At 64.7% G+C, this 21,525-nt stretch carries 20 protein-coding genes; 7 read left to right on the top strand and 13 right to left on the bottom strand.

The features are described from left to right. Positions 1-70 precede the first annotated feature (70 nt). Positions 71-1,033 carry an isoaspartyl peptidase/L-asparaginase family protein gene (locus R2676_RS25125; protein ID WP_206272261.1) on the bottom strand — a complete coding sequence of 321 codons (963 nt, stop codon included), beginning with the start codon at positions 1,031-1,033 and terminating at the stop codon, positions 71-73. Positions 1,034-1,050: 17 nt separating this feature from the next. Further along, positions 1,051-2,040, bottom strand: coding sequence for a MurR/RpiR family transcriptional regulator (locus R2676_RS25120; protein WP_102067103.1), 990 nt, complete (start codon positions 2,038-2,040; stop codon positions 1,051-1,053). Between the two features lie 240 nt (positions 2,041-2,280). On the opposite strand from R2676_RS25120, the gene R2676_RS25115 reads away from it, so the two are divergent. Together R2676_RS25115 and R2676_RS25110 are read left to right on the top strand one after the other, a co-directional pair. Continuing rightward, positions 2,281-4,218 (top strand): ATP-binding cassette domain-containing protein, encoded by a 1,938-nt coding sequence (locus R2676_RS25115; RefSeq protein WP_316887549.1) that lies wholly within the window; start codon positions 2,281-2,283, stop codon positions 4,216-4,218. 31 nt (positions 4,219-4,249) lie between these two features. Further along, positions 4,250-5,356: a CaiB/BaiF CoA transferase family protein gene (locus R2676_RS25110; RefSeq protein ID WP_206272259.1), complete on the top strand. Its 1,107-nt coding sequence runs from the start codon at positions 4,250-4,252 to the stop codon at positions 5,354-5,356. Here the strand turns inward: R2676_RS25110 and R2676_RS25105 are convergent. The 4 genes from R2676_RS25105 to alr all read right to left on the bottom strand — a co-directional run bounded on the left by R2676_RS25105 (position 5,339) and on the right by alr (position 9,036). After that, a complete protein-coding gene (locus R2676_RS25105; protein WP_206272258.1) occupies positions 5,339-5,866 on the bottom strand; it encodes a 2-thiouracil desulfurase family protein in 528 nt (175 codons plus the stop codon). The two genes, R2676_RS25110 and R2676_RS25105, sit on opposite strands and share 18 nt — an antisense overlap. Before the next feature lie 16 nt (positions 5,867-5,882). Beyond that, complete coding sequence (locus R2676_RS25100; protein WP_024975827.1) at positions 5,883-6,362, bottom strand: disulfide bond formation protein B; 480 nt, start codon at positions 6,360-6,362, stop codon at positions 5,883-5,885. A gap of 110 nt (positions 6,363-6,472) precedes the next feature. Beyond that, positions 6,473-7,843 carry a DNA repair protein RadA gene (gene radA, locus R2676_RS25095; RefSeq protein WP_009238271.1) on the bottom strand — a complete coding sequence of 457 codons (1,371 nt, stop codon included), beginning with the start codon at positions 7,841-7,843 and terminating at the stop codon, positions 6,473-6,475. 68 nt (positions 7,844-7,911) lie between these two features. Then, entirely contained in the window at positions 7,912-9,036 is a 1,125-nt protein-coding gene (gene alr, locus R2676_RS25090; RefSeq protein ID WP_206272257.1) for an alanine racemase, read from the bottom strand. 645 nt (positions 9,037-9,681) lie between these two features. On the opposite strand from alr, the gene lplT reads away from it, so the two are divergent. Then, a complete protein-coding gene (gene lplT, locus R2676_RS25085; RefSeq protein ID WP_027677502.1) occupies positions 9,682-10,998 on the top strand; it encodes a lysophospholipid transporter LplT in 1,317 nt (438 codons plus the stop codon). A gap of 31 nt (positions 10,999-11,029) precedes the next feature. On the opposite strand, the gene R2676_RS25080 is transcribed toward lplT, so the two are convergent. The 3 genes from R2676_RS25080 to tsaB are packed head-to-tail and all read right to left on the bottom strand — an operon-like array spanning position 11,030 to position 13,094. After that, positions 11,030-11,836 carry a uracil-DNA glycosylase gene (locus tag R2676_RS25080; protein ID WP_206272255.1) on the bottom strand — a complete coding sequence of 269 codons (807 nt, stop codon included), beginning with the start codon at positions 11,834-11,836 and terminating at the stop codon, positions 11,030-11,032. After that, entirely contained in the window at positions 11,833-12,360 is a 528-nt protein-coding gene (gene rimI, locus R2676_RS25075; RefSeq protein WP_027677504.1) for a ribosomal protein S18-alanine N-acetyltransferase, read from the bottom strand. Before rimI ends, R2676_RS25080 begins: the two co-directional genes overlap by 4 nt. Then, positions 12,357-13,094 carry a tRNA (adenosine(37)-N6)-threonylcarbamoyltransferase complex dimerization subunit type 1 TsaB gene (gene tsaB, locus R2676_RS25070; protein WP_206272254.1) on the bottom strand — a complete coding sequence of 246 codons (738 nt, stop codon included), beginning with the start codon at positions 13,092-13,094 and terminating at the stop codon, positions 12,357-12,359. Before tsaB ends, rimI begins: the two co-directional genes overlap by 4 nt. Positions 13,095-13,267: 173 nt before the next feature. Here tsaB and R2676_RS25065 point away from each other — a divergent pair, with 173 nt between their 5' ends. Then, positions 13,268-13,537, top strand: a complete 270-nt coding sequence (locus R2676_RS25065) for an acyl-CoA-binding protein (protein WP_004626591.1) — start codon at positions 13,268-13,270, stop codon at positions 13,535-13,537. 43 nt (positions 13,538-13,580) lie between these two features. Here the strand turns inward: R2676_RS25065 and R2676_RS25060 are convergent, their stop codons facing one another. The 4 genes from R2676_RS25060 to R2676_RS25045 all read right to left on the bottom strand — a co-directional run bounded on the left by R2676_RS25060 (position 13,581) and on the right by R2676_RS25045 (position 18,193). Next, positions 13,581-15,038: a DHA2 family efflux MFS transporter permease subunit gene (locus R2676_RS25060; protein ID WP_027677507.1), complete on the bottom strand. Its 1,458-nt coding sequence runs from the start codon at positions 15,036-15,038 to the stop codon at positions 13,581-13,583. 90 nt (positions 15,039-15,128) lie between these two features. Beyond that, positions 15,129-15,599, bottom strand: a complete 471-nt coding sequence (locus tag R2676_RS25055; RefSeq protein ID WP_027677508.1) for an SRPBCC family protein — start codon at positions 15,597-15,599, stop codon at positions 15,129-15,131. A gap of 241 nt (positions 15,600-15,840) precedes the next feature. Beyond that, positions 15,841-17,421 carry a malate synthase A gene (gene aceB / locus R2676_RS25050; protein WP_102067094.1) on the bottom strand — a complete coding sequence of 527 codons (1,581 nt, stop codon included), beginning with the start codon at positions 17,419-17,421 and terminating at the stop codon, positions 15,841-15,843. A 73-nt stretch (positions 17,422-17,494) separates the two neighbouring features. Then, entirely contained in the window at positions 17,495-18,193 is a 699-nt protein-coding gene (locus R2676_RS25045; protein WP_206272252.1) for a haloacid dehalogenase type II, read from the bottom strand. Between the two features lie 218 nt (positions 18,194-18,411). Here R2676_RS25045 and R2676_RS25040 point away from each other — a divergent pair, with 218 nt between their 5' ends. The 3 genes from R2676_RS25040 (at position 18,412) to R2676_RS25030 (ending at position 21,525) form a co-directional block, all read left to right on the top strand. Next, positions 18,412-19,341, top strand: coding sequence for a LysR family transcriptional regulator (locus tag R2676_RS25040; RefSeq protein ID WP_004626580.1), 930 nt, complete (start codon positions 18,412-18,414; stop codon positions 19,339-19,341). An 84-nt stretch (positions 19,342-19,425) separates the two neighbouring features. Then, complete coding sequence (locus R2676_RS25035) at positions 19,426-19,860, top strand: universal stress protein (protein WP_027677510.1); 435 nt, start codon at positions 19,426-19,428, stop codon at positions 19,858-19,860. A gap of 174 nt (positions 19,861-20,034) precedes the next feature. Beyond that, positions 20,035-21,525: an NCS1 family nucleobase:cation symporter-1 gene (locus R2676_RS25030; protein WP_206272251.1), complete on the top strand. Its 1,491-nt coding sequence runs from the start codon at positions 20,035-20,037 to the stop codon at positions 21,523-21,525.

Here is a 21,525-nt window from a genome sequence, read left to right as displayed (position 1 = left end):
CACTGGGCTGTTTGGTTGCTGTCACGACAAATCTCCTGCTGTCCTGCTCGCTTCTCTGCTGGGCTGCTGCTTACCGGTAGATCGACACGACGGGCGCTTCGGCCCCGCGTGCGAACCCGCGGTACATCCCTTCGGTGTTGAACGGCAACGCGACGTTGCCCTGCGCGTCCACGGCAATCAGCCCGCCGCGGCCGTTGATGGCCATCAGCTTGCGCATCACCACGTCGTCGGTGGCATCGGCCAGGGACTTGCCGGCGTATTGCATCTGCGCGGCCACGTCATAGGCGGCCACCGCGCGGATGAACATTTCGCCCGTGCCCGTGCACGACACCGCCGCCACGTTGTTCGCAAAGCAGCCCGCGCCGACGATGGGCGTGTCGCCCACGCGTCCAACCTTCTTGTTGGTGACGCCGCCCGTGGAGGTAGCGGCCGCGAGGCGCCCTTGCGCGTCGCATGCCACGGCGCCCACGGTGCCGAACTTGTTGTCGGGGTCGATGGGCGCGGCTTCCTTGGCCATGAGCGACGCGGCATCGTGATCGAGCAGCGCCATGCCGTCTTGCTGGCGAGCGCGCTGCCATTGGGCGTAGCGCGCTTCGGTGTAGTAGTAGTCGGGCTCGACAAACTCGAGGCCTTGCGCTTTCGCAAAAGCCTCAGCGCCTTCGGAGGTGAACAACACGTGTTCGCTGCGCTCCATGACCGCGCGGGCAGCCAGGATGGGATTGCGCAGGCGCTTGACGCAGGTGACTGCGCCCGCCGCCAGCGTGGCGCCATCCATGATCGATGCATCCAGTTCGTACGTGCCGGCGCTTGTGAGCACCGCACCCTTGCCGGCGTTGAACAGCGGGCACTCTTCGAGCAGGCGCACGGCTTCGGTCACGGCATCCAGCGCGCTGCCGCCATCGACAAGGATGCGTTGCCCAGCGGCCAGGATGTCGTTCAGCGCCTGCTGGTAGGCGGCTTCCTTGTCGGCACTCATGGCCGTGCGGGTGATGGTGCCGGCGCCGCCGTGAATGGCGAGGATGGGCGTAGTCATGCGTGGCTCGATGTAAATCAGTTTTCAGCGGTGCGTTTGCGGCCGCGTCGGGTGGTCGTCGATGTGCCGGGAGCGTTCGCGGCGTCGTTGGCGCGCGGCGCCGGGGCGGTATGCAGCCACGGCAGCACAAATTCAGTCAGGCGCTCGGCCGATTCCAGCGAATGCGCCGAGCGATGCGCCACCGCGCCGCACAACGCTTCGAACAGCGCCACGGCAGCCGTGTCGGACGTTGCCGAGAACTGCCGCTCCGGCCGCGCATACAAGGCAATGTCGGCCAGAGGCGCGAGCGGCGATGTGGGGCTGTCGGTGAGCGCCAGCAGCTGGCAGCCTTGCTTGCCGGCCTGCTTGGCAAGCGTGATGGTGTCGGCCGCATAGCGCGGGAAGGCGATGGCGATCAGCAGATCCTTCGGCCCGATCTTGCGCAGCTGGCGCGCCGCATCCGATGCGCCGCCCGGCTGCGAAACGGAGATCACCGTGTCGCAGTAAAGATCGAGCCCATGGCGCAGCAGCCCCGCCAGATAGCCGCTAGCGCCAAAGCCCATCACGTAGATGCGCTGTGCTCCCAGAATGGCATCGACCGCGCGTTCGCACGCAGCGGCGTCGAGCATGCGGCGCGTGGCGTCGAGGTTGGCGATGTCTTCGTTGAGGGAGGCGGCAAAGATCTCCGCGCTGGTGGCCGGGCGTGCCAGCTCGTGGCGCAGTTTTTCCACCGGCGCGAGCGTCGCCTCGAAACCTCGCAGCAGCCCCGCACGGAACTGCGGATAGCCGTCAAAGCCCAGCGCCAGCGCAAATCGGTTGGCCGTGGCAATCGACATGTCGACCGCGGCGGCAAACTCGTCGATGCGCATGGTGGCCGCGCGGAACGGGTTCGCCAGCACGTATTCCGCCATGCGCTGGTGCGCCGGCGTGAGCGTGGCAAGAGCCGCTCCAATGCGCTCGGAGACCGTCGCATCGGCGGCGAATGCGCCTTTCGACACATCCGTGCGCTTGCTGGTGGATTTCGCCATGTTCCTGGGCCGTGAAAATTTTGTGTAAATGTATTTTCACGAATCGGCCATGTAAAGAAAAAAACTTTCATGAAGACCTATGGTTTTCCCTAGGTCCAATGCCGCCGCACAGATTGCGGGCGAGCGCTGCTTCGGCACGGTGCAATGCACCAGTCCAAACGCCGCCGGCGCGCCAGGATCGTGCGACGCAGCACGCTACAATCGCAGCCTTCTCCGATTTGCCTTCAAGCGCAGTTTTTCGTGATCCGATTCGACGACCTCGTCCTCCAGCGCGGCACCAAGGTGCTGTTCGACCACGCCACCGCCACCCTCAACCCCGGTGAACGGGTCGGCCTTGTCGGCGTGAACGGCAGCGGCAAATCCACGCTGTTTTCAATGCTTCGCGGCGAATTGCACGCCGACGGCGGCGAAGTCGCCATCCCGCCCACCTGGCAGGTCGCCCACGTGGCGCAAGAAACCCCGGCCGTCGACCGCAGCGCGCTCGACTACACGCTCGACGGCGATACCCGCCTGCGCGACATCGAACGCCGCCTGGCCGCGGCCGAAGCCGCGCACGACGGCCACGCGCAAGCCGAAGCCCACACCGCCTTTGCCGATGCCGACGGCTACACCGCACCGGGGCGTGCGCAGGCGCTGCTGCTCGGTCTCGGTTTCACGATGGCGCAGACCTCGCAGCCGGTGGCGAGCTTCTCGGGCGGCTGGCGCATGCGCCTGAATCTGGCCCAGGCGCTGATGTGTCCATCCGACCTGCTGCTGCTCGACGAACCGACCAACCACCTGGATTTGGACGCCGTGGTCTGGCTGGAAGACTGGCTGTCGCGCTACGCCGGCACGCTCGTCATGATTTCGCACGACCGCGAATTCCTCGACGGCGTCTGCAACGTCACGCTGCATATCGAGCACCAGAAACTCAAACGCTACGGCGGCAACTACACGCAGTTCGAAACGCAGCGCCTGCAGCAGATGGCGCTGCAGGAAGCGTCGTACGCACGGCAGCAGAAGCAGATCGCGCATCTCGAATCGTTCATCACGCGTTTCAAGGCCAAGGCCAGCAAGGCCAAGCAGGCGCAGAGCCGCGTCAAGGCGCTGGAGCGCATGGAGCGTCTCGCGCCCGTGCATGCGGCGGCAGGCTTCTCGTTCGAATTCCGCGAGCCTGAGGCGGCGCCCAACCCGATGCTCACGTTTGAAGGCGTCGATTGCGGCTATCCCGGCCCGAGCGTTGATGAGCCCATCACCATCCTCAAGCACCTGACGTTTTCGATCCAGACCGGCCAGCGCATCGGCCTGCTGGGTGCGAACGGCCAGGGCAAGTCGACGCTGGTGAAAACGCTGGCCGAGACGCTGGCGCCGCTGTCCGGCACGATCCGGCGCGGCAAGGGGCTGCAGATCGGCTACTTCGCCCAGCACCAGCTTGAAACGCTGGACGATCACGCCTCCCCGCTGCTGCATCTGGCCCGGCTGGCACCCGACGTGCGCGAGCAGGAACTACGCGACTTTCTCGGCAGCTTCAACTTCCGCGGCGACATGGCGACCTCACCCATCGAGCCGTTCTCGGGCGGCGAGAAGGCGCGCCTGGCGCTCGCCCTGATCGTCTGGCAGCGCCCCAACCTGCTGCTGCTCGACGAGCCGACCAACCACCTGGATCTCGACACGCGCGAAGCGCTGACGATGGCGCTCGCCCAGTTCGACGGCACGCTGATCCTCGTCTCGCACGACCGGCATCTGCTGCGCGCCACGACCGACCAGTTCCTGCTCGTCGGCCAGGGCACCGTCGCCCCGTTCGACGGCGATCTGGACGACTACCGCGACTGGCTGCTCAAGCAAGCCGCGGCCAAGCGCGCAGCCGCGGGCGCACAGGCGGCTTCGGCCGATGCAGATGGCGCACCGGCCACCAACCGCCGCGACCAGAAGCGCGAAGAAGCCGCCGAACGTCAGCGCCTGAATGCGCTGCGCAAGCCGCTGCAGAAGAACGTCGACGCCATCGAAAAACGCATGGCGCCGCTGCAAAAGGAAAAGGCGGAACTCGAAGCCTTCCTCGCCGATGGCGCCGCGTATGAGGAAGCCAACAAGGCACGCATGATGGAAAGCCTGCGCCGCCAGGCCGAACTGAACGCCGAACTCGACGAACTCGAAGAGCGCTGGCTCGAGCTGCACGAACAACTCGAACAAATCAATTGAGGCTGGCGCGTCCGGCCAAGGAGACCTGTTGATGACATCGCCGTCGCCGGACACCGCCACGCATCAGCCACTGACCGGCGTGCGCGTGCTCGACCTCACGCGCCTGCTGCCCGGCCCGGCCGCCACGCGCCACCTGGCCGACCTCGGCGCAGAAGTCATCAAGATCGAAGACCCCGGCCCCGGCGACTACGCGCGCGACATGATGCGCACCCCCGCCGACCGCGCGGCCGAACGCCCGAGCCTGTTCTTCCGCTCGCTCAATCGCGGCAAGACCGAAATGCGGCTCGACCTGAAACGCGCCGAAGACCGCGACGCGCTCATCGAACTCGTACGCCACGCCGATGTGCTCATCGAAAGCTTCCGCCCTGGCGTCATGGCGCGCCTCGGTGTCGGCTGGGACACCCTGCGCGCGGCCAACTCGGCGCTCGTCATGTGTTCCATCAGCGGCTACGGCCAGGACGGCCCGCTCGCGCAAGCCGCCGGCCACGACATCAACTACGTCGGCTATGCGGGCATGCTCGATCAGCTCGTCAGCGCGGATGGCACGCCCATCGTCCCCAACGTACAGATCGGCGACCTGCTGGGCGGCTCACTCACGGCGGTGGTCGGCATCCTGGCCGCGCTCGTCGACGCGCGCGCCACGGGCCGCGGCCGCTACGTCGACGTATCGATGACGGATTCGGTGTTCGCGCACAACCTGATGGCGTTCTTTGCCGTCGGCACGCGCGGCAAGGCCAGCCCCGCGGGCACCGACCTGCTCAATGGGGGCGTGCCGTGCTACGGCGTATATCGCACGGCGGACGATCGCTTCATGGCCGTCGGTGCGCTCGAATTGAAGTTCTGGCAGGCGATGTGCGAGGTCATCGAAAAGCCCGAATGGAAAGACCGGCACTGGGCGCTCGGCCAGCGCGTCGGCGGCGATGACGCACGCGCCATTCGCGACGAACTTGCTGCGCTCTTCCTGACCGCCACGCAAGCCGAATGGACCGCCCGTTTTGCCGATGCCGATTGCTGTGTCACGCCCGTGCTGCGCATGGAAGACGCGTTGCAAAATCCGCTCTTTGTCGAGCGCAACAGCGTGGTGAAGGAGAACGGCGAGCCCGTGCAGCTCGCCTTACCGCTACGGTTTGCCGATTGACGAATCGGCGCGGTCCTGCGCGTCGAGCGCATCAAGCAGGCGCCCGGCTTCTTCCAGCTGGTGCTGGCTGAATACGCGGATGCCGTGTTGGCGCAGCAGCGCCGCCGTCACGCCCTCGCCTTCCTGCAGCTGGCTGGAAAACGTCCCGTCGTAGAGAAACGCAGAACCGCAAGACGGGCTGCGCTCGGTGAGCACGGCGACTTGCACGCCGGCCGCCTGCGCCGCTTCCAGTGCGCGCTGCGCGCCTTGGAGAAACGCTTGGGTGACATCGTGGCCGTGGTGTTCGACGACACGGGCTGCGCCGCGCAGCACCGCCGCGCCACCGCCCTCGCCGTGAATTTCCGCGGGCAGACGCGGCACCGGCAAACCACCGGTCATCTCCGGGCACATCGGCACGATGCGGCCTTCCATCTGCCAGCGCGCCAGGATGCCGCCCTCGGTGGCGACCGTGCCGCCGTCATAGCGCACCGGCTGGCCCAGCAGGCAGGCACTCACCAGCACGCGTTGCATGATCGGCGGCCCCGGCTCAGCGGCGCTCGCGGCGGATCATCCCCACCACCAGCGTCAGCGACAGAATCACCAGCCAGATCAGCGACCACACCGGCACCGACAGGCCCAGCACCGGCGGCATCGGCCCGACGCACAAACCATCGGCTTCGAACACCTGCGGCAACCATTTGGCAGTCGGCAGCGCGTTGACCCAGTTCTCGATCGGGTCGATGCCGCACGTTGCCTTCGGGTTCAGCAGCAGCGATACGTGGTACCCCGCGACGCACAGGCCGGCCAGGCCAGACAGCATGCCGAGCCCGTGCCACAGCAGCCGCGTGGCCGACGACAGCGCCGCCAGCAGCGAGAACACGCCGATGCCCAGGAACGCAAACCGCTGCAGGATGCACAGGGGGCATGGCTGCAGCCCCTCAACGTGCTGCAGGTACAGCGCATAGCCGACCACCCCGAAGGAGATCACGGCAATCAGCAGGAAAAAGGCGCGCGAGTTGGCTTGCATGGCGGCGTCAGTTCAGAGGAGTCATGGAGAAAAGTGGGCGGATTATCGCACCGCAACGGCACATGCATTTTCAAATGGCATCAGCGATACCGTTGCGAAATGTTGAACGATCAAGCCTCCAGCGAGCGCACCCGGTCGATCGCCTGTTCAATGCGCTCGACGGCAATGACCTCCAGCCCGTCGATCGCCTGCTTGGGGGCGTTGGATTTCGGGATCACGGCAATCGAAAAGCCCAGCTTGGCAGCCTCCTTCAACCGCTCCTGACCGCGCGGCGTCGGGCGGATTTCCCCGGCCAGGCCGATCTCGCCGAACACCACCAGCCCGCGCGGCAGCGCTTTGTTGCGCATCGACGAGTGGATCGCCAACAGCACCGCCAAGTCCGCCGCCGGTTCGGTAATCTTCACGCCGCCCACCGCGTTGAGAAACACGTCCTGGTCAAAGCACGCAATGCCGGCGTGACGGTGCAGCACCGCCAGCAACATCGCGAGCCGGTTCTGCTCCAGACCCACAGCCAAGCGGCGCGGATTCGGCACGTTGGCCGTATCCACCAGCGCCTGGATTTCGACCAGCAGCGGCCGCGTGCCTTCCTGGGTTACCAGCACGCACGAACCCGGCACCACCTGCTCGTGCTGCGACAGGAACAGCGCCGACGGATTCGCCACGCCGCGCAGGCCGCGCTCCGTCATTGCAAACACGCCCAACTCGTTGACGGCGCCAAAACGGTTCTTGAACGCACGCACGAGCCGGTAGGCGGAATGCGTATCGCCCTCGAAATAAAGCACCGTATCGACAATGTGTTCGAGCACACGAGGGCCCGCCAGCGCGCCTTCCTTGGTCACATGGCCGACCAGAATGGTGGTCACATCCAGCCGCTTGGCAATGCGCGTCAGCTGCGCCGCGCACTCGCGCACCTGCGCCACGGAGCCGGGCGCCGAGGTCAACGCCTCGGAATACAGCGTCTGGATCGAATCGATGACGACGACTTCCGGCTTTTCCGTCTCGATGGTCGCCTGGATGCGCTCAAGCTGGATTTCTGCCAGCAGCGCGAGGTTCGGGCTTTCGATGCCCAGGCGCCGTGCACGCAGCGCGATCTGCGAGCCGGATTCTTCGCCGCTCACGTACAGCACCCGCCGATCGGTCGACAGGTTGGACAGCGCCTGCAGCAACAGCGTCGATTTGCCGATCCCGGGATCACCGCCGATGAGCACCACACCGCCGCTGACCAGGCCGCCGCCCAGTACGCGGTCAAATTCGTCGATGCCGCTGGAGAAGCGCGGCACATCCACCGCGTCGATGTCTGACAGCTTGCGCACCGTCGCGCTCGATGCCAGCGACTGGAAACGCGCGCCGGCGCCGGACGTCGGCTGCGCGACGGTTTCCACCAGCGTGTTCCACTGCTGGCAATTCGGGCACTGCCCCGCCCACTTCGGTGCCGTGCCGCCACACTCGGTGCACGTATAGACCGTCTTGCTCTTGGCCAAACAACCCCCTGCTTACGGCGCCGCGCATGGGCGGCCGCCGCTTGATCTTTGTATTGACGATGCTGCGCTCAGGCAGCCTTGCCCAGGTCGCCGGCCTCTGCCGTGCTGACCGGTTCAACGGACACCGGCACGCGCGGCGCCAATGCACACATCAGCTCATAGCCGACCGTGCCGGACGCCTGCGCGACGTCGTCGATCGGCAAACCTTCGCCCCACAGCGTGACGGGGGTGCCGACGCGCGCTTCGGGCACGCCAGACAAGTCGACGGTAATCATGTCCATCGACACGCGGCCGACGGTATGCGTGCGCACGCCGTCGACCAGCACGGGCGTATGGTTGCCGTCCCAGCCGGGCGCATGACGCGGGTAGCCGTCGGCATAACCGCACGCGACGATGCCGATGCGCATCGGGTGTTCCACAACAAAACGCGAGCCGTAACCGATCGTCGCGCCGGGCTGCAGATCCTGAATGGCGATCAGCTCGCTCTTGAGCGACATGGCGGGCAGCAGGCCCGTGCCGTCGATGTCCGCCGCCACGCCCGTCGGCGAGGCGCCGTACATGATCACGCCCGGGCGCACCCAGTCGCGATGCGCTTTCGGGTGCCACAACGTGGCCGCCGAGTTGGAAAGCGACGCCTCGCCCGGCAAACCTTGCGTGGCCTGTTCAAACGCGACGAGTTGATGCTCGATGCCACGCGGGCCGTCGGCATCGGAAAAATGCGTCATGTGGACGATCGTGCCGACGCCCGAAATGGCGCGGGCGCGCTCCCACGCGGCGCGGTAGGCGGCGGGCGCGAAGCCGAGGCGGCTCATGCCCGTATTGATCTTGAGCTGCACGCTGATGGGCCCTTTCGGGCGTGCCAGTTCCAGCATGCGCAGTTGCTCTTCGCAGTGGACGGTGGTGGTCAGGCGGTACTGCTCGACGATGGCCAAATCTTCCGGCTTGAAAAAACCTTCCAGCAGAAGGATCGGCCCCTGCCAGCCGAGCTGGCGCAGGCGGACGGCCTCGTCCAGATCGAGCAGGCCGAAACCGTCGGTCTGGCGCAGGCCCTCATACACGCGTTCGATGCCGTGGCCATACGCGTTGGCTTTGACGACGGCCCACACGCGCGAGTTGGGCGCATGACGGCGGGCAACCTGGAGATTATTGGCAAGTGCTGGGCCGTGGATGACGGCCTGGATGGGTCTTGGCATGACGGCAAACCTGCAAAACGTGAATGCGATGGCGCGCTTGTGGCGCGGCGTCGGTGCTGCAATGCAACAGGCAAATGGACGTTGCGGGGGCCGGTGCGCCCGACCTCACGCGATGAGCGTTCTATTTGACCACAGGACGCCAACTGGTTCGCAGGTGTCATCGGCGCGCCAAAAAGAAAGTGCGCCGCCGTCACCGGAAGCGCACAAGTTTCATGATATAAAGCCGTTCAATTCAGGCATGGGAAAACAGTTGTGATGCGCTGTCAGCATAAGGAAAGTTGGGCACCCGCCACTTCTTTTTGCGCGATGCGGCCACATCCGGTTTGACCATGCGAGCAGGCGAGACCAAAACACATTCCGGGCGGAACGCATGGCCCGAACGTCTGTCAGTGAAGATTCCCGCGGTTGCCCAGCGATGCCTGTCTTACAGCACAGCATGGGCCCCGTCCAAGGGAACCACAACCAGGGGAGCCCGCGCGGGCACAGGCTTCGATGCCGCCACCGCGCACCTGTGCGCTGCACGGCCGGTCAGCCGTCGCAACGCTTGGCCGGCACCCCCGGGGGGCACTTCCGAGTGCCGGCATGCTGCCGGCAGGTCGTGAAGAGGAAGATGGCACCGCGGTCTACGGGGATGAATTCGAAGGTATGAAGAAGGGTTTTTACACCATCATGGCGGCGCAGTTTTTTTCGTCGCTCGCCGACAATGCGCTGCTCATTGCCGCCATCGCCCTTCTGACAGAGATGCATGCGCCGCAGTGGATGACCCCGCTGCTCAAGCTGTTCTTCGTGCTCTCTTACGTTTTACTTGCCGCATTTGTTGGCGCGTTTGCCGATTCCCGGCCCAAGGGCAAGGTGATGCTCATCACCAATGCGATCAAGCTGGTGGGCTGCGGTGTGATGCTCACTGGTCTGCACCCGCTGCTCGCCTATGGCGTGGTCGGTTTTGGTGCGGCAGCCTATTCGCCCGCCAAGTACGGCATCCTCACCGAACTCCTTCCCCCTGAAAAACTCGTCGCCGCCAATGGATGGATCGAAGGCCTTACCGTCGGCTCGATCATCCTGGGCACCGTGCTCGGCGGAGCGCTGATCTCAAACCATGTGTCGGCCTGGCTGCTGTCGTTCGACATTCCGGGGCTCGAGCGCATCGACACCCCGGCCGAAGCGGCGATGCTGGTGATCATGGTGATCTACCTGATCGCGGCGCTGTTCAATACGCGCATTCCGGACACCGGCGCGCGCTATCCGCAGCAGGAAAAGAATCCGGTACGTCTCATTTCGGAGTTTGCCGACTGCTTCAACGCACTGTGGCGCGACAAGCTCGGCCAGATCTCCCTGGCGGTGACGACGCTGTTCTGGGGCGCGGGCGCCACGCTGCAATTCATCGTGCTGAAGTGGGCCGAGCAATCGCTGGAGCTGAACCTCTCGCAGGGCGCCATTCTGCAAGCCGTGGTGGCCGTCGGCGTGGCGGCCGGCGCCATGGCTGCCGCCGTGAAAATTCCGCTGCGCCGCTCGCTCGACGTGCTGCCGGTGGGCGTGGCAATGGGCGCAGTCGTGATGCTGATGGCGTTCTACACCAAGCACACGATCCCGGAAGTCACATTTCACATCGGCCATATGAAGCTGCCGCTGTACATGATGATCGCCTACCTGTTCCTGATGATCGTCGGCGCCATGTCAGGCTTTTTCGTGGTGCCGATGAATGCACTGCTGCAGCACCGCGGACACGTGCTGCTCTCGGCCGGCCACTCGATTGCGGTGCAGAACTTCAACGAGAATGTCTCCGTGCTGCTGATGCTGTGCCTCTACGCACTGCTCATCAAGCTCAACGTGTCGGTGAGCGTCGTGATCGTGTCGTTCGGCATCTTCGTCTGCGTGACGATGGCGCTGGTCATGCGCCGGCATCGCCTCAACGAAAAGCTGTTTCACACCGCCGCGCTCATCGGCGAAGACAAGCACCATTGACGCAGTGCCCGCCACGCAGGCGGGCCACTGACTACTGGCCGCCGCGCTCCGCGTAAATCTTGCGCGCCAGGCAGAGGTCTTCCCACGCACGCGCCTTGTCAGTCAGCGTGCGCAAGAGGTACGCCGGGTGGTACGTCACCACCACGGGCACACCCTCCACCTCATGCACCTTGCCGCGCAGCTTGCCGACAGGCGTTTGCGTCTGCAGCAGGTTTTGCGCTGCAATGCGACCCAGCACGACGATGATGCGCGGCTTGACCAGCGCAATCTGACGCTTGAGATACGGATCGCACATCGCGGCTTCGTCCGGCTCCGGATCCCGATTGCCGGGCGGGCGGCACTTGAGCACGTTGGCGATGAACACGCCCTTCTCGCGCGACAGGCCGATCGATCGCAGCATGCTGTCGAGCAGCTTGCCGGCCTGGCCGACGAACGGCTCGCCCTGCTTGTCTTCCTGCTCGCCCGGCGCCTCGCCGATCAGCATCCATTCCGCCTCGCGATCGCCAACGCCGAAAACGGTGTTCGTGCGGCGCTCGCACAACTTGCACGAGGTGCAGTTGGAAACGGCGGCTTCGAGCTGTGCCCAGTCGAACGCGGCGATGCGCTGGGCGCGCGGCGCGGCCGTGTCAGATGGCGCGGCCACCTCCATGACAGGCGTTTGCGTTTCAAGTCGCACTGGCTCGGACTCAGCCACAACAAACGAATCGGCTTCCACCTCGACGGCAACCGGCTCGGCGACAGCGACCTCGACGGCCTCCACCCCGGCCGGCTCAGCCCCGCGCAAGGTCCATTCGGTCGAAACGCCCAGCGCTTCGAGCATTCGGGATCGACGATTCATGCGGCCTCCACCCCGCTCGCCTCGCACACCATGCGCATGACGAGCGCATCTTCGCGCGTGTTGTTTTCGGCCGGGTAATAGCGCTTGCGCCGGCCGATTTCGGCAAAGCCGATACGGTGATACAGCGCAATCGCGCCGGTGTTGGAGGGGCGCACTTCCAGCAGCAGGCTGCCGAAGCCATGCACCAACGTGAGCGCCGTTGCCAGACGCATGAGCCAATGGCCGAGCCCTTGCCGTTGCCACGCCGGTGCCACCGTCACGTTGAGCAAGTGCATCTCGTCGACCACCGGCATGAGGATCAGGTAGCCCGCGACCTCGTTGCCGCCGTCACGCAACACAATGCCGAGGTGGCCGGACTTGAGCGAATCCTCAAAATTGCCGCGCGACCAGGGAAATTTGAACGCCGCCAGTTCCACCGCCGCAACGCCCTCCAGATCGCGAGCCGTCATGCGCTCTGCGCGCCAGCCCGCAGGCAGCGGCGCCTGCGTGATGACGCGGGCCAGTGCGTTGTCGATCAGGCTCATGGCTGGGCACCTGCGGCAGCCTTGGCCTGCTGCACCGCTTGTCGCTCTTCAATGGTGAGCGCGACCTTGTCACGGACATAGAGCGGCGCCGCATCTTCAGGCCGCACCGTATGGCCGGCGGCCAGTAGGCGCAGACCGACGGTGATGATTTCTCGGGCGTGCGGCGCGACCTCGGGCAACACAACGGCGGCCCCTGCAGCGATGCTCAACTGATCGCCGAACACCGCGGCGGCATTGCCCGCCAGCCAATACGGCTGCGACGGCGCGACAACGTTTTGGGGGCCGCTGACCTGGATGGCGGAAAGCGCATGCCAACCGGATGCGTCCTGCGCCGCATCGGCGGGAATGAAGCTGGCCCAGTAGCACTCGTCCATACGCGCATCGAGCGCAATGGTCACGGCTGTGCCAGCGGGCAACGTTGCGCGCATCTGCTCGGCGCAGGCAACAAGCGAGTTGACGGGCACGACCGGCAGATCCGCACCGAACGCCAAACCCTGCGCCACGCCGCACGCCGTGCGCAGCCCGGTGAAGGAACCCGGCCCGGCGCCAAAGGCAATCGCAGCGCAATCGGCCAGGGCGATGCCCGCCTCGGCCAGCAATTCGGAAGCCGCCGGCAGCACGCGGCTACTGGAGCGCGGGCCGGTGTGTTCATGGCGGAACAGCGTGCGCGTGCCGTCACCAAGGGCGACGGAACAGAACTCGGTGGAGGTATCGAAAGCAAGAATCCAGGGCATGGCGGCATTGTACCGGCTGGTGTGGCGCCTGAATGCGCAAACCCGTGGCTGCGCCTCGGGAAACCGGGCCCAACGTCGCGCAGAAAACCGAAGCCGTCCTCGAATTCAAACGGCCCGACCGCCGAACCCCGGCGCTATCATCGCCAGACCATTGTTTTCAGCCGGGAATCATCATGAGCGACCTGCAAGCCCGTTTCGACCAAGCCCAAATCGACGTCAAGGGCCTCTCCGAGCGCCCCGCCAACATGACGCTGCTGCGCCTGTACGCGCTGTACAAGCAAGGCGCCGAAGGTGACGCGCACGGCGACAAGCCGGGCTTTACCGACATCGTCGGCCGCTACAAATTTGAGGCGTGGGAAGGCCTGAAAGGCACGTCGCAGGACGAGGCCAAGCAAAAGTACATCGACCTCGTCGAAGAACTGAAGAGCGGCGCAACGACCTGATCGTCGAATCGCCAACGAAGAACCGGGCCCCGTGCCCGGTTTTTTATTGCGCTGCAGGAATGGCGGACGGCAGCTCACGGCGGCGCATGCGCCATGCAGCCAGCACGGCCAGTGCGCACAGCGTGCCGAGAAAGACGAAAGTCTCGTCAAAGGCCAGGATGCGCGCCTCCGGGTCGACTGCCGCACCGTGCACCGTTTCGATACCGCGCGTGGCGAGCCGCCATTGCAGAAAGATACCGGTGGCCGACACGCCGATCGCCCCGCCCAATTGGCGCAGGAAATTCACGGCGCTGGAGCCTTGCGCGATCAACGTGAAATCGACACCACGCATGGCGCCAAGGCTCAGCGACGGCAGCACGAAACCCAGCCCGATCCGCCCGATGACGGCGATGGCGATCAGCAGCAGATAGCTCGTTGCCCGGGTGTTGGTCGCCATCAGGAAGAACGAAAGCGCCAGCGCTGCCAGCCCGAACGACACCAACCGGAACGGCTCGATGCGATTGGTCAGCCGCCCCGCCAGCATGATCGTCACGGCCAGCACGAGGCCGGCGGGCAGCAGCACCAGCCCGGCGCGCGACGGCGCATAGGCCAGAGCCACCTGCATATACACCGGCACGAGGTACGTCGAGCCGTACAGCCCGGCCCCGTAGATGAAGGCCACGACCGCCCCCATCGCAAACTGCCGGTAGCTGAACAGCCGCAGGTTGAGCAACGGCGACTCCACCCGCCGCTGCCAGAACACAAAGCCCGCCAGGCACACGGCCGACACGAGCATCAGCACAACGCCGTGCGCCACATCGCCGTGGAGCGCGACGAGTCCGTTGAGCAGCGTGACGGTCGCACCGCCGATCAACAGCAGGCCACGCCAGTCGAGCGGCTTGGGCTCGCCCGCCATCGACGAGTTGATGGCCATGAAGCGCCGCGCCATCGCCCAGCCGATCAGCGTGAACGGCATCACCACGAAGAAGATCGAGCGCCAGCCGAACAACTCCACCAGGAAACCGCCCACGCTCGGGCCCACGGCCGGCGCCAGCACAACACCAAAGCCGAACAGGCCGAACGCCTTGCCCTGCTCCCGCTCCGGAAACACGCGCAGGATCAGGATGTTGGGCAGCGGCTGCATGATGCCGGCCGCAATCCCTTCCACGACGCGCATGGCGATCATCACTTCGTAATTGGGCGACAGGCCACCCGCCAGCCCGCCGACGCCCAGCAGCAGCAACGCGCCGATAAACGTACGACGCAGCCCGAAACGCAGCAGCAGCCACGGTGTCAGCAGCATCGACAACGTCATCGCCACCATGAAGCTGGCCGATACCCACTGCGCGCGTTCCTGCCCGAGCACGAAATGCCGGCTGAGATCGGGAATCGCCACGTTCACGATCGTGGCTGAGATGACGGACGACACCGCACCCACCATCAGCGTGAAGAGAACGAGCCATTTGAAGCGCTCGCCGTAACGCGCGCGCAGCGCCTCCAGGGTGGGCGTGAATGTCGTCATGGTCTCGTTGTCGTGATGTGTGAGACGACCAGGGTGCAGGCAGAGCAAACCCGGCCGGCGCCTCCTCCAGCGCCGGCCGGACAGAACACGTCAGCCGAGGCGGCCGGTGGCGGCGATCTCGCGGATGCGGCGCACGGTGTCGATGTCGGATTCGCGGTAGGCGGATTTGACGATCTCGGCGTAGCGCGTGTCGCCGGTTTCGTCGGCGTTGGGCAGCGTGGTGTCGTAGATGAAGCGGATGAACGCGGCGTTGGCCTCGTTGCTCTCGATCGTCATGGTCAGCGAGCCGCCGGCGTGTTCGCCCGTGGCTTCAGTGGTGTACGTCACGCGCTTGTGGGGCTCGAGCGTCACGCGGTCCTGGATGCGCGCCTTGCCGAACACGAGTTCGCGCTCGACCCAGCCGTCGCCTTCAGCGGTGATGATGCATTCGTCCAGGCTTTCGACAAATTCGGTTTGCTCGCGCACGCGCAGCACCAGGCCTTGCCAGATCTGGTTCAGGGTCAGCGTGTCGATGAGGGGGTTCAGTGGATCGTTGACTTCCACCAGGTGTTCAAAGCGCAAAGCGACCTCCGCAAGATTTCGTGACATTATCGCGCGGCTTGGCCCGCCTTGCGCCAAATGAAAAAACGCCGGCGGGTTGCCCCAGCCGGCGTTTCCTCAGCGCGCTTTAGGCGTCGCTTAAAAATCGTTCATGATCCGTAGCGAGCGACCCGAGGTTGGCGCGAGAAGCGCAGCCGTACATGAGTACGGCGAGCATCGCAGAGCCAAGATCGGGGCGCGCAGTAGGATCGTGAGCGATTTTTTAGATCTCTTCGTACAGCGGCAGGGTCAGGAATTCCGCAAAGTCTTCCGACGTCGACATCTGTTCGAAGATTTCTGCGGCACGGTCGAAGTGGCCCACCGCGCCCGTCTCCTTCACCTTGGCCAATTCTTCCGGGATCAGCTTGCGCACCAGTTCAGCCGTGACCTTGGTGCCGTCTTCCAGCTTGCCCTTGGGCGAGCGGATCCACTGCCACACCTGCGAGCGGGAGATTTCTGCCGTGGCGGCATCTTCCATCAGGTTGTGGATCGGCACGCAACCGTTGCCGGCCAGCCAGGCGCCCAGGTAGTGGATGCCGACGTTGATGTTCATACGCAGGCCAGCTTCGGTGATCGGCGTTTCCGGCTGGAAGTCCAGCAGGTCGGCAGCCTTCACTTCCACGTCGGGGCGTTGCTTCTCGAACTGGTTCGGCTTGTCGCCCAGCACTGCCACGAATTCCTTCATGGCCGGCTCGACCAGGCCCGGGTGTGCCACCCAGCCGCCGTCGTAACCGTCGGTCGCGTCGCGCTTCTTGTCGTTGATGATGCCGGCCATGGCGATGGCGTTCTTCTCCGGATCGTTCTTGATCGGGATCAGCGCGCTCATGCCGCCGATGGCGGGTGCACCGCGCTTGTGGCAGGTCTTGAGCAGCAGCAGCGCGTAGGCACGCATGAACGGCGAGGTCATCGTCACCTTGGCGCGGTCGGCCAGGCAGAAGTTCTTGTCGACCTTGAACTTCTTGATGCACGAGAAGATGTAGTCCCAGCGGCCGGCGTTCAGGCCCGCGCTGTGTTCACGCAGTTCGTACAGGATTTCTTCCATCTCGAACGCGGCGAGGATGGTTTCGATCAGCACGGTGGCCTTGATCGTGCCTTGCGGCAGACCGATCTCGTTCTGCGCCATCACGAAGATGTCGTTCCACAGACGCGCTTCCAGATGGCTTTCCATCTTCGGCAGGTAGAAGAACGGGCCGGCGCCGCGCGCGATCTGCTCCTTGGCGTTGTGGAAGAGGAACAGCGCAAAGTCGAAGATGCCGCCGGACACGCGCTCGCCGTCGATCAGCACGTGCTTCTCGTCCAGGTGCCAGCCGCGCGGACGCACCTGCAGCGTGGCGATCTTGTCGTTGAGCTTGTAGGTCTTGCCGTTCTGCTCCAGCGTCAGCGTGCGGCGGATGGCGGCCTTCAGGTTGACCTGGCCCTGGATTTGGTTGTGCCAGCTCGGCGAATTCGAATCTTCGAAGTCGGTCATGTAGCTGTCCGCGCCCGAGTTGAACGCGTTGATGACCATCTTGGCATCGACCGGGCCAGTGATTTCCACACGGCGGCAGTGCAGTGCCGGCGGGATCGGAGCAACCTTCCAGTCGCCTTCACGCACGGCCTTCGTTTCCGGCAGGAAATCCGGGCGCTCGCCGGCGTCGAGGCGCTTGGCGCGCTCGACACGGGCAGCCAGCAGCTCTTTGCGACGCGGCTGGAAGGCACGGTGGAGCTTGGCGACCAGCGCCAGTGCTTCGGGGGTCAGAATGTCTTCGTAGGCCGGCAGAATCTCGGCCTTGATCTCCATGCCTTGGGGCAGCGTGAGCGCCATGGTTGTTCTCCAGAGGATGATGTGAGGGTTGAACGGGTTCGGTCCTATGGCTGGACCGATTAAATGCAATGCCTTACGTCGCTTGTGTTGCCTGCACGAACTGCAGCAGATCGCGCATGTCGTGGCCGGCCGCGGTGGGCGCCACGTCGAGCGCCTCGGGCGGATGCCCCAGGCGGTTGATCCAGAACGTTGTGAAGCCGTACCACGTCGCGCCGCAGGCATCCCAGCCATTGGACGAGACAAACAGAATCTGTTCCGCTGGCACACCAAACGCTTGTGGCGCCAGCGCATAGGCTTGCGGCGCGGTCTTGTAGAGCTTGACCGCATCGACCGACAGCACGTGATCGAACAGCCCCGACATGCCGGCACTCTTCACGGCAATGTCCAGCATCTGGGGGTTGCCGTTGGAGAGGATGCCCAGCGGCAAGCCCCTCTCGCGCAGGCGGCGCAGCGCAGGCACGTTCTCGGGAAACGCCGACAGGCACGCATATTCGCGCATCAGCGTGGCTTCGTCGTGGGCGGAAAGCTCTACGCCCAGGCGTGCGGCCGCATAGCGCAGCGCATCGACAGTGATGTCCCAGAACGGCTTGTAGTGTTCGCCCGACGGGCCGGCCAGCGAGCGGATGCGCGTGTAGTCGATCTGCTTGTCGCGCCACAGCACCGACAGCGCTTCGCCCTTGCCGGCAAACAGTTGCTCGGCGCGCGCGGCCACGGAATACACGTCGAACAACGTGCCATAGGCATCGAAAACCACCGCGCGAATCGAACTCATCAGAAGCTCCACGGACCCGAAGGCCACGCGCTCGCACGTTCCATTACGCAGAACGCCTTGCCGACCTTCGCAACGAGGGCCATTGTAGAAAAGCTGACGCACCGCACAAAGACGGCAATGGTCACTTGATCTTTAACTTTTACCGACGGAATGACGAGTGATAACCTTTATATTCGTCACAATCCCGCAGGCCCCGATCGGCACGGTATACATCAGGCATGGATCATTTCAAGCAGCTCGAAACCTTTGTCGCCGTCGCCACGCGCGGCAGCTTATCCGCCGCCGCCGCCGCTGAAGGCGTGGCGCCTGCCATCATCGGGCGCCGCATCGACGCGCTGGAAGAACGCCTCGGGGTCAAACTCCTCGTCCGCACCACGCGGCGCATCACGCTCACGTTCGAAGGCTCGGCGTTCCTGGAAGATTGCCAGCGCATTCTCAATGACCTGCACAACGCCGAGGCCAGCGTCTCGGCCGGTGGCGTGAAAGCCAGCGGGCATCTGCGCGTGACCGCCCCCGCCGGTTTCGGCCGCCGTCATGTCGCGCCGATGGTGCCGGACTTCATCGAGACGCATCCGGATGTCTCGATGACGCTGGACCTGGGCGACCGCGTCGTCGACCTCGTCAACGAAGGCTTCGACTGCGCCATCCGCCTGGGCGATCTACCCGATTCGAGCCTCGTGTCGATCCGCCTGTGGGAAAACCGCCGCGTGGTGGTGGCTGCGCCGTCGTACCTGGAGCGCCGTGGCGTTCCGACGCAGGTGGAGCAGCTTTCCACCCACAACTGCCTGGCCTTTGGCGCCAGTGCCAACGTGCAGCGCGGCTGGGTGTTCCAGCAAGGCGGCAAGGCTGTCACCGTGAAGGTATCGGGCACGATGGAATGCACCGACGGCGCCGTGCTGCGCGAGTGGTGTTTGCAAGGCTACGGCCTGGCGTGGCGCTCATGGTGGGAGGTGGGGCATGACATTGCCACGGGCAAGCTGGTGACGGTGCTCGATGCCTTCGAGGCGCCGCCGATCGGCATCCACGCAGTGTTTCCGCAGCGCAAGCATTTGCCGCTGCGCGTGCGCCTGTTCATCGACTTCCTCAAGAACACGTATGGCAACCCGGCCTACTGGCGCCGGGCAGACGCCTTGATCGGGATGGATTAGCAATCACCCCGAGTGGGTGAAACACCGCATGCGGCCTACAATCAAGACAAGAACGTCTTCCCGCATCCCACCTCAGGAGGCCGCATGTTCCAGCACATCCTCATCCCGACCGATGGTTCCGAGCTGTCGCGCAAGGCGGTGGCAGGGGCGCTCGACTTCGCCAAGACGCTGGGCGCGCGCCTGACGGCCTACACCTGCCTCGAGGAATACCCGTACACGCCGTTTTCCGAGATCGTCGTTGAGACACCCCAGGCGTTCAAGGAGCGCGTCGAAGCGCAGGCGCGCGTGGTCCTCAAGGACGTGGAAGACGCCGCCGTCAGCGCCGGCATCACGTGCGACACCGACATGAGCTGCTTCGCCGTCCCGTACATGGGCATCATCGACGCGGCCGAACGCCATGGCTGCGACGTCATCTTCATGGCCTCGCACGGGCGGCGCGGGTTGGCCGGGCTGCTGCTCGGCAGCGAAACGCAGAAGGTGCTCACGCATACCGAGATTCCGGTGATCGTCTACCGCTGAAGCGACCTCCCGCAAGCACGATAACCAGCCGCCTTTTTCAGGCGGCTTTTTTTCTCCTTGACTCTTGGCTTCCTGACGCATACAACTTTGTACACAAAACAAAAACAAGTTGTGTACATTTTTGCGCACAAGATCGCCCGGTCCTGAAACCGGCAAAAAACCAAAGGAGACAGCATGACCACGACCACCGCTTCGGCGGCGCAGGCGGTTGATTCGCCACACGCGCATCCCAACGTCATCATCAAGCCGCACTACGACCCGCGGCTCACCAACGAAGATCTGGCGCCGCTGCGCAAGCAGTCCTGGGGCACCTACAACATCTTCGCGTTCTGGATGTCGGACGTGCACAGCGTGGGCGGTTATCTGACGGCGGCAAGCCTGTTCTCGCTCGGCCTGTCGAGCCTGCAGGTGCTGTTTGCATTGCTGGTGGGCATCGTGATCGTGCAGGTGTTCTGCAACCTCGTCGCCAAACCCAGCCAGGCGACGGGCACGCCGTATCCGGTGATCTGCCGCGCGTCGTTCGGGGTGCTGGGCGCGAACATTCCGGCCATCATCCGCGGGCTGATCGCCGTGGCGTGGTACGGCATCCAGACCTATCTGGCATCGAGCGCGTTCATCGTGCTGGCGCTGAAGTTCATGCCGCAGCTCGCGCCGTATGCCGACGTTGCGCAGCACGGCTTTGTCGGCCTGTCGACGCTCGGTTGGGCGGCGTTCATGCTGCTGTGGGTCTTGCAGGCGTTCGTGTTCTGGCACGGCATGGAATCGATCCGCAAGTTCATCGACTGGGCAGGCCCGGCGGTGTATGTCGTGATGATCGCGCTGGCCGCATGGCTCGTGCACAAGGCCGGCTGGAACAACATCAACCTCACGCTTTCCTTTCTCAAATACGAGGGCTGGGATGCCGTGCCGGTGGTGCTCGGCGGGATCGCGCTGGTGGTGTCGTACTTTTCCGGCCCGATGCTGAACTTCGGTGACTTCTCTCGCTACGGCAAGGATTTCGCCTCCGTCAAACGCGGCAACTTCTGGGGGCTGCCGGTCAACTTTCTCGGCTTCGCGCTGCTGACGGTCGTCACCACGTCGGCCACGCTGCCGGTGTTCGGCGAGATGATCTCCGACCCCGTCGCCGTGGTTGCCCGCATCGACAACATCACGGCCGTGGTGCTGGGTGCGCTTACGTTCATGATCGCGACCATCGGCATCAACATCGTCGCCAACTTCGTGTCGCCGGCGTTCGACTTTTCCAACGTGGCGCCGCAGCACATCAGCTGGCGCACGGGCGGCATGATCGCGGCAGTCGCATCGATCTTCATCACGCCCTGGAACCTCTACAACAACCCCGAGGTGATCCACTACACGATCGACGTGCTGGGCGCGTTCATCGGCCCGCTGTTCGGCATCCTGATCGCGGACTACTACTTCGTGCAGCGGCAGCAGGTGCATGTCGACGATCTCTACACGCTGCGCCCCACGGGCCGCTACTGGTACCGCAACGGCTACAACCCCGCCGCCGTCTGGACGATGATCCCGTCCGCGCTGATTCCGATGGCGTGCGTGGTCTTCGAACGGCTGCATGTGCTGGCCAATTACAGCTGGTTCATCGGCGTGGGCATCGCGCTGGTGCTCTACACCGTGCTCAGCCGCAAGCAACGCACCCTCTCCCGCTAA

This window comes from Ralstonia flatus, from assembly GCF_958439105.1.
In the GTDB taxonomy this organism is placed as follows: domain Bacteria; phylum Pseudomonadota; class Gammaproteobacteria; order Burkholderiales; family Burkholderiaceae; genus Ralstonia; species Ralstonia flatus.
Note: the sequence above shows the minus strand (reverse complement) of the source record. Positions and strands in the feature narration are given on the sequence as shown.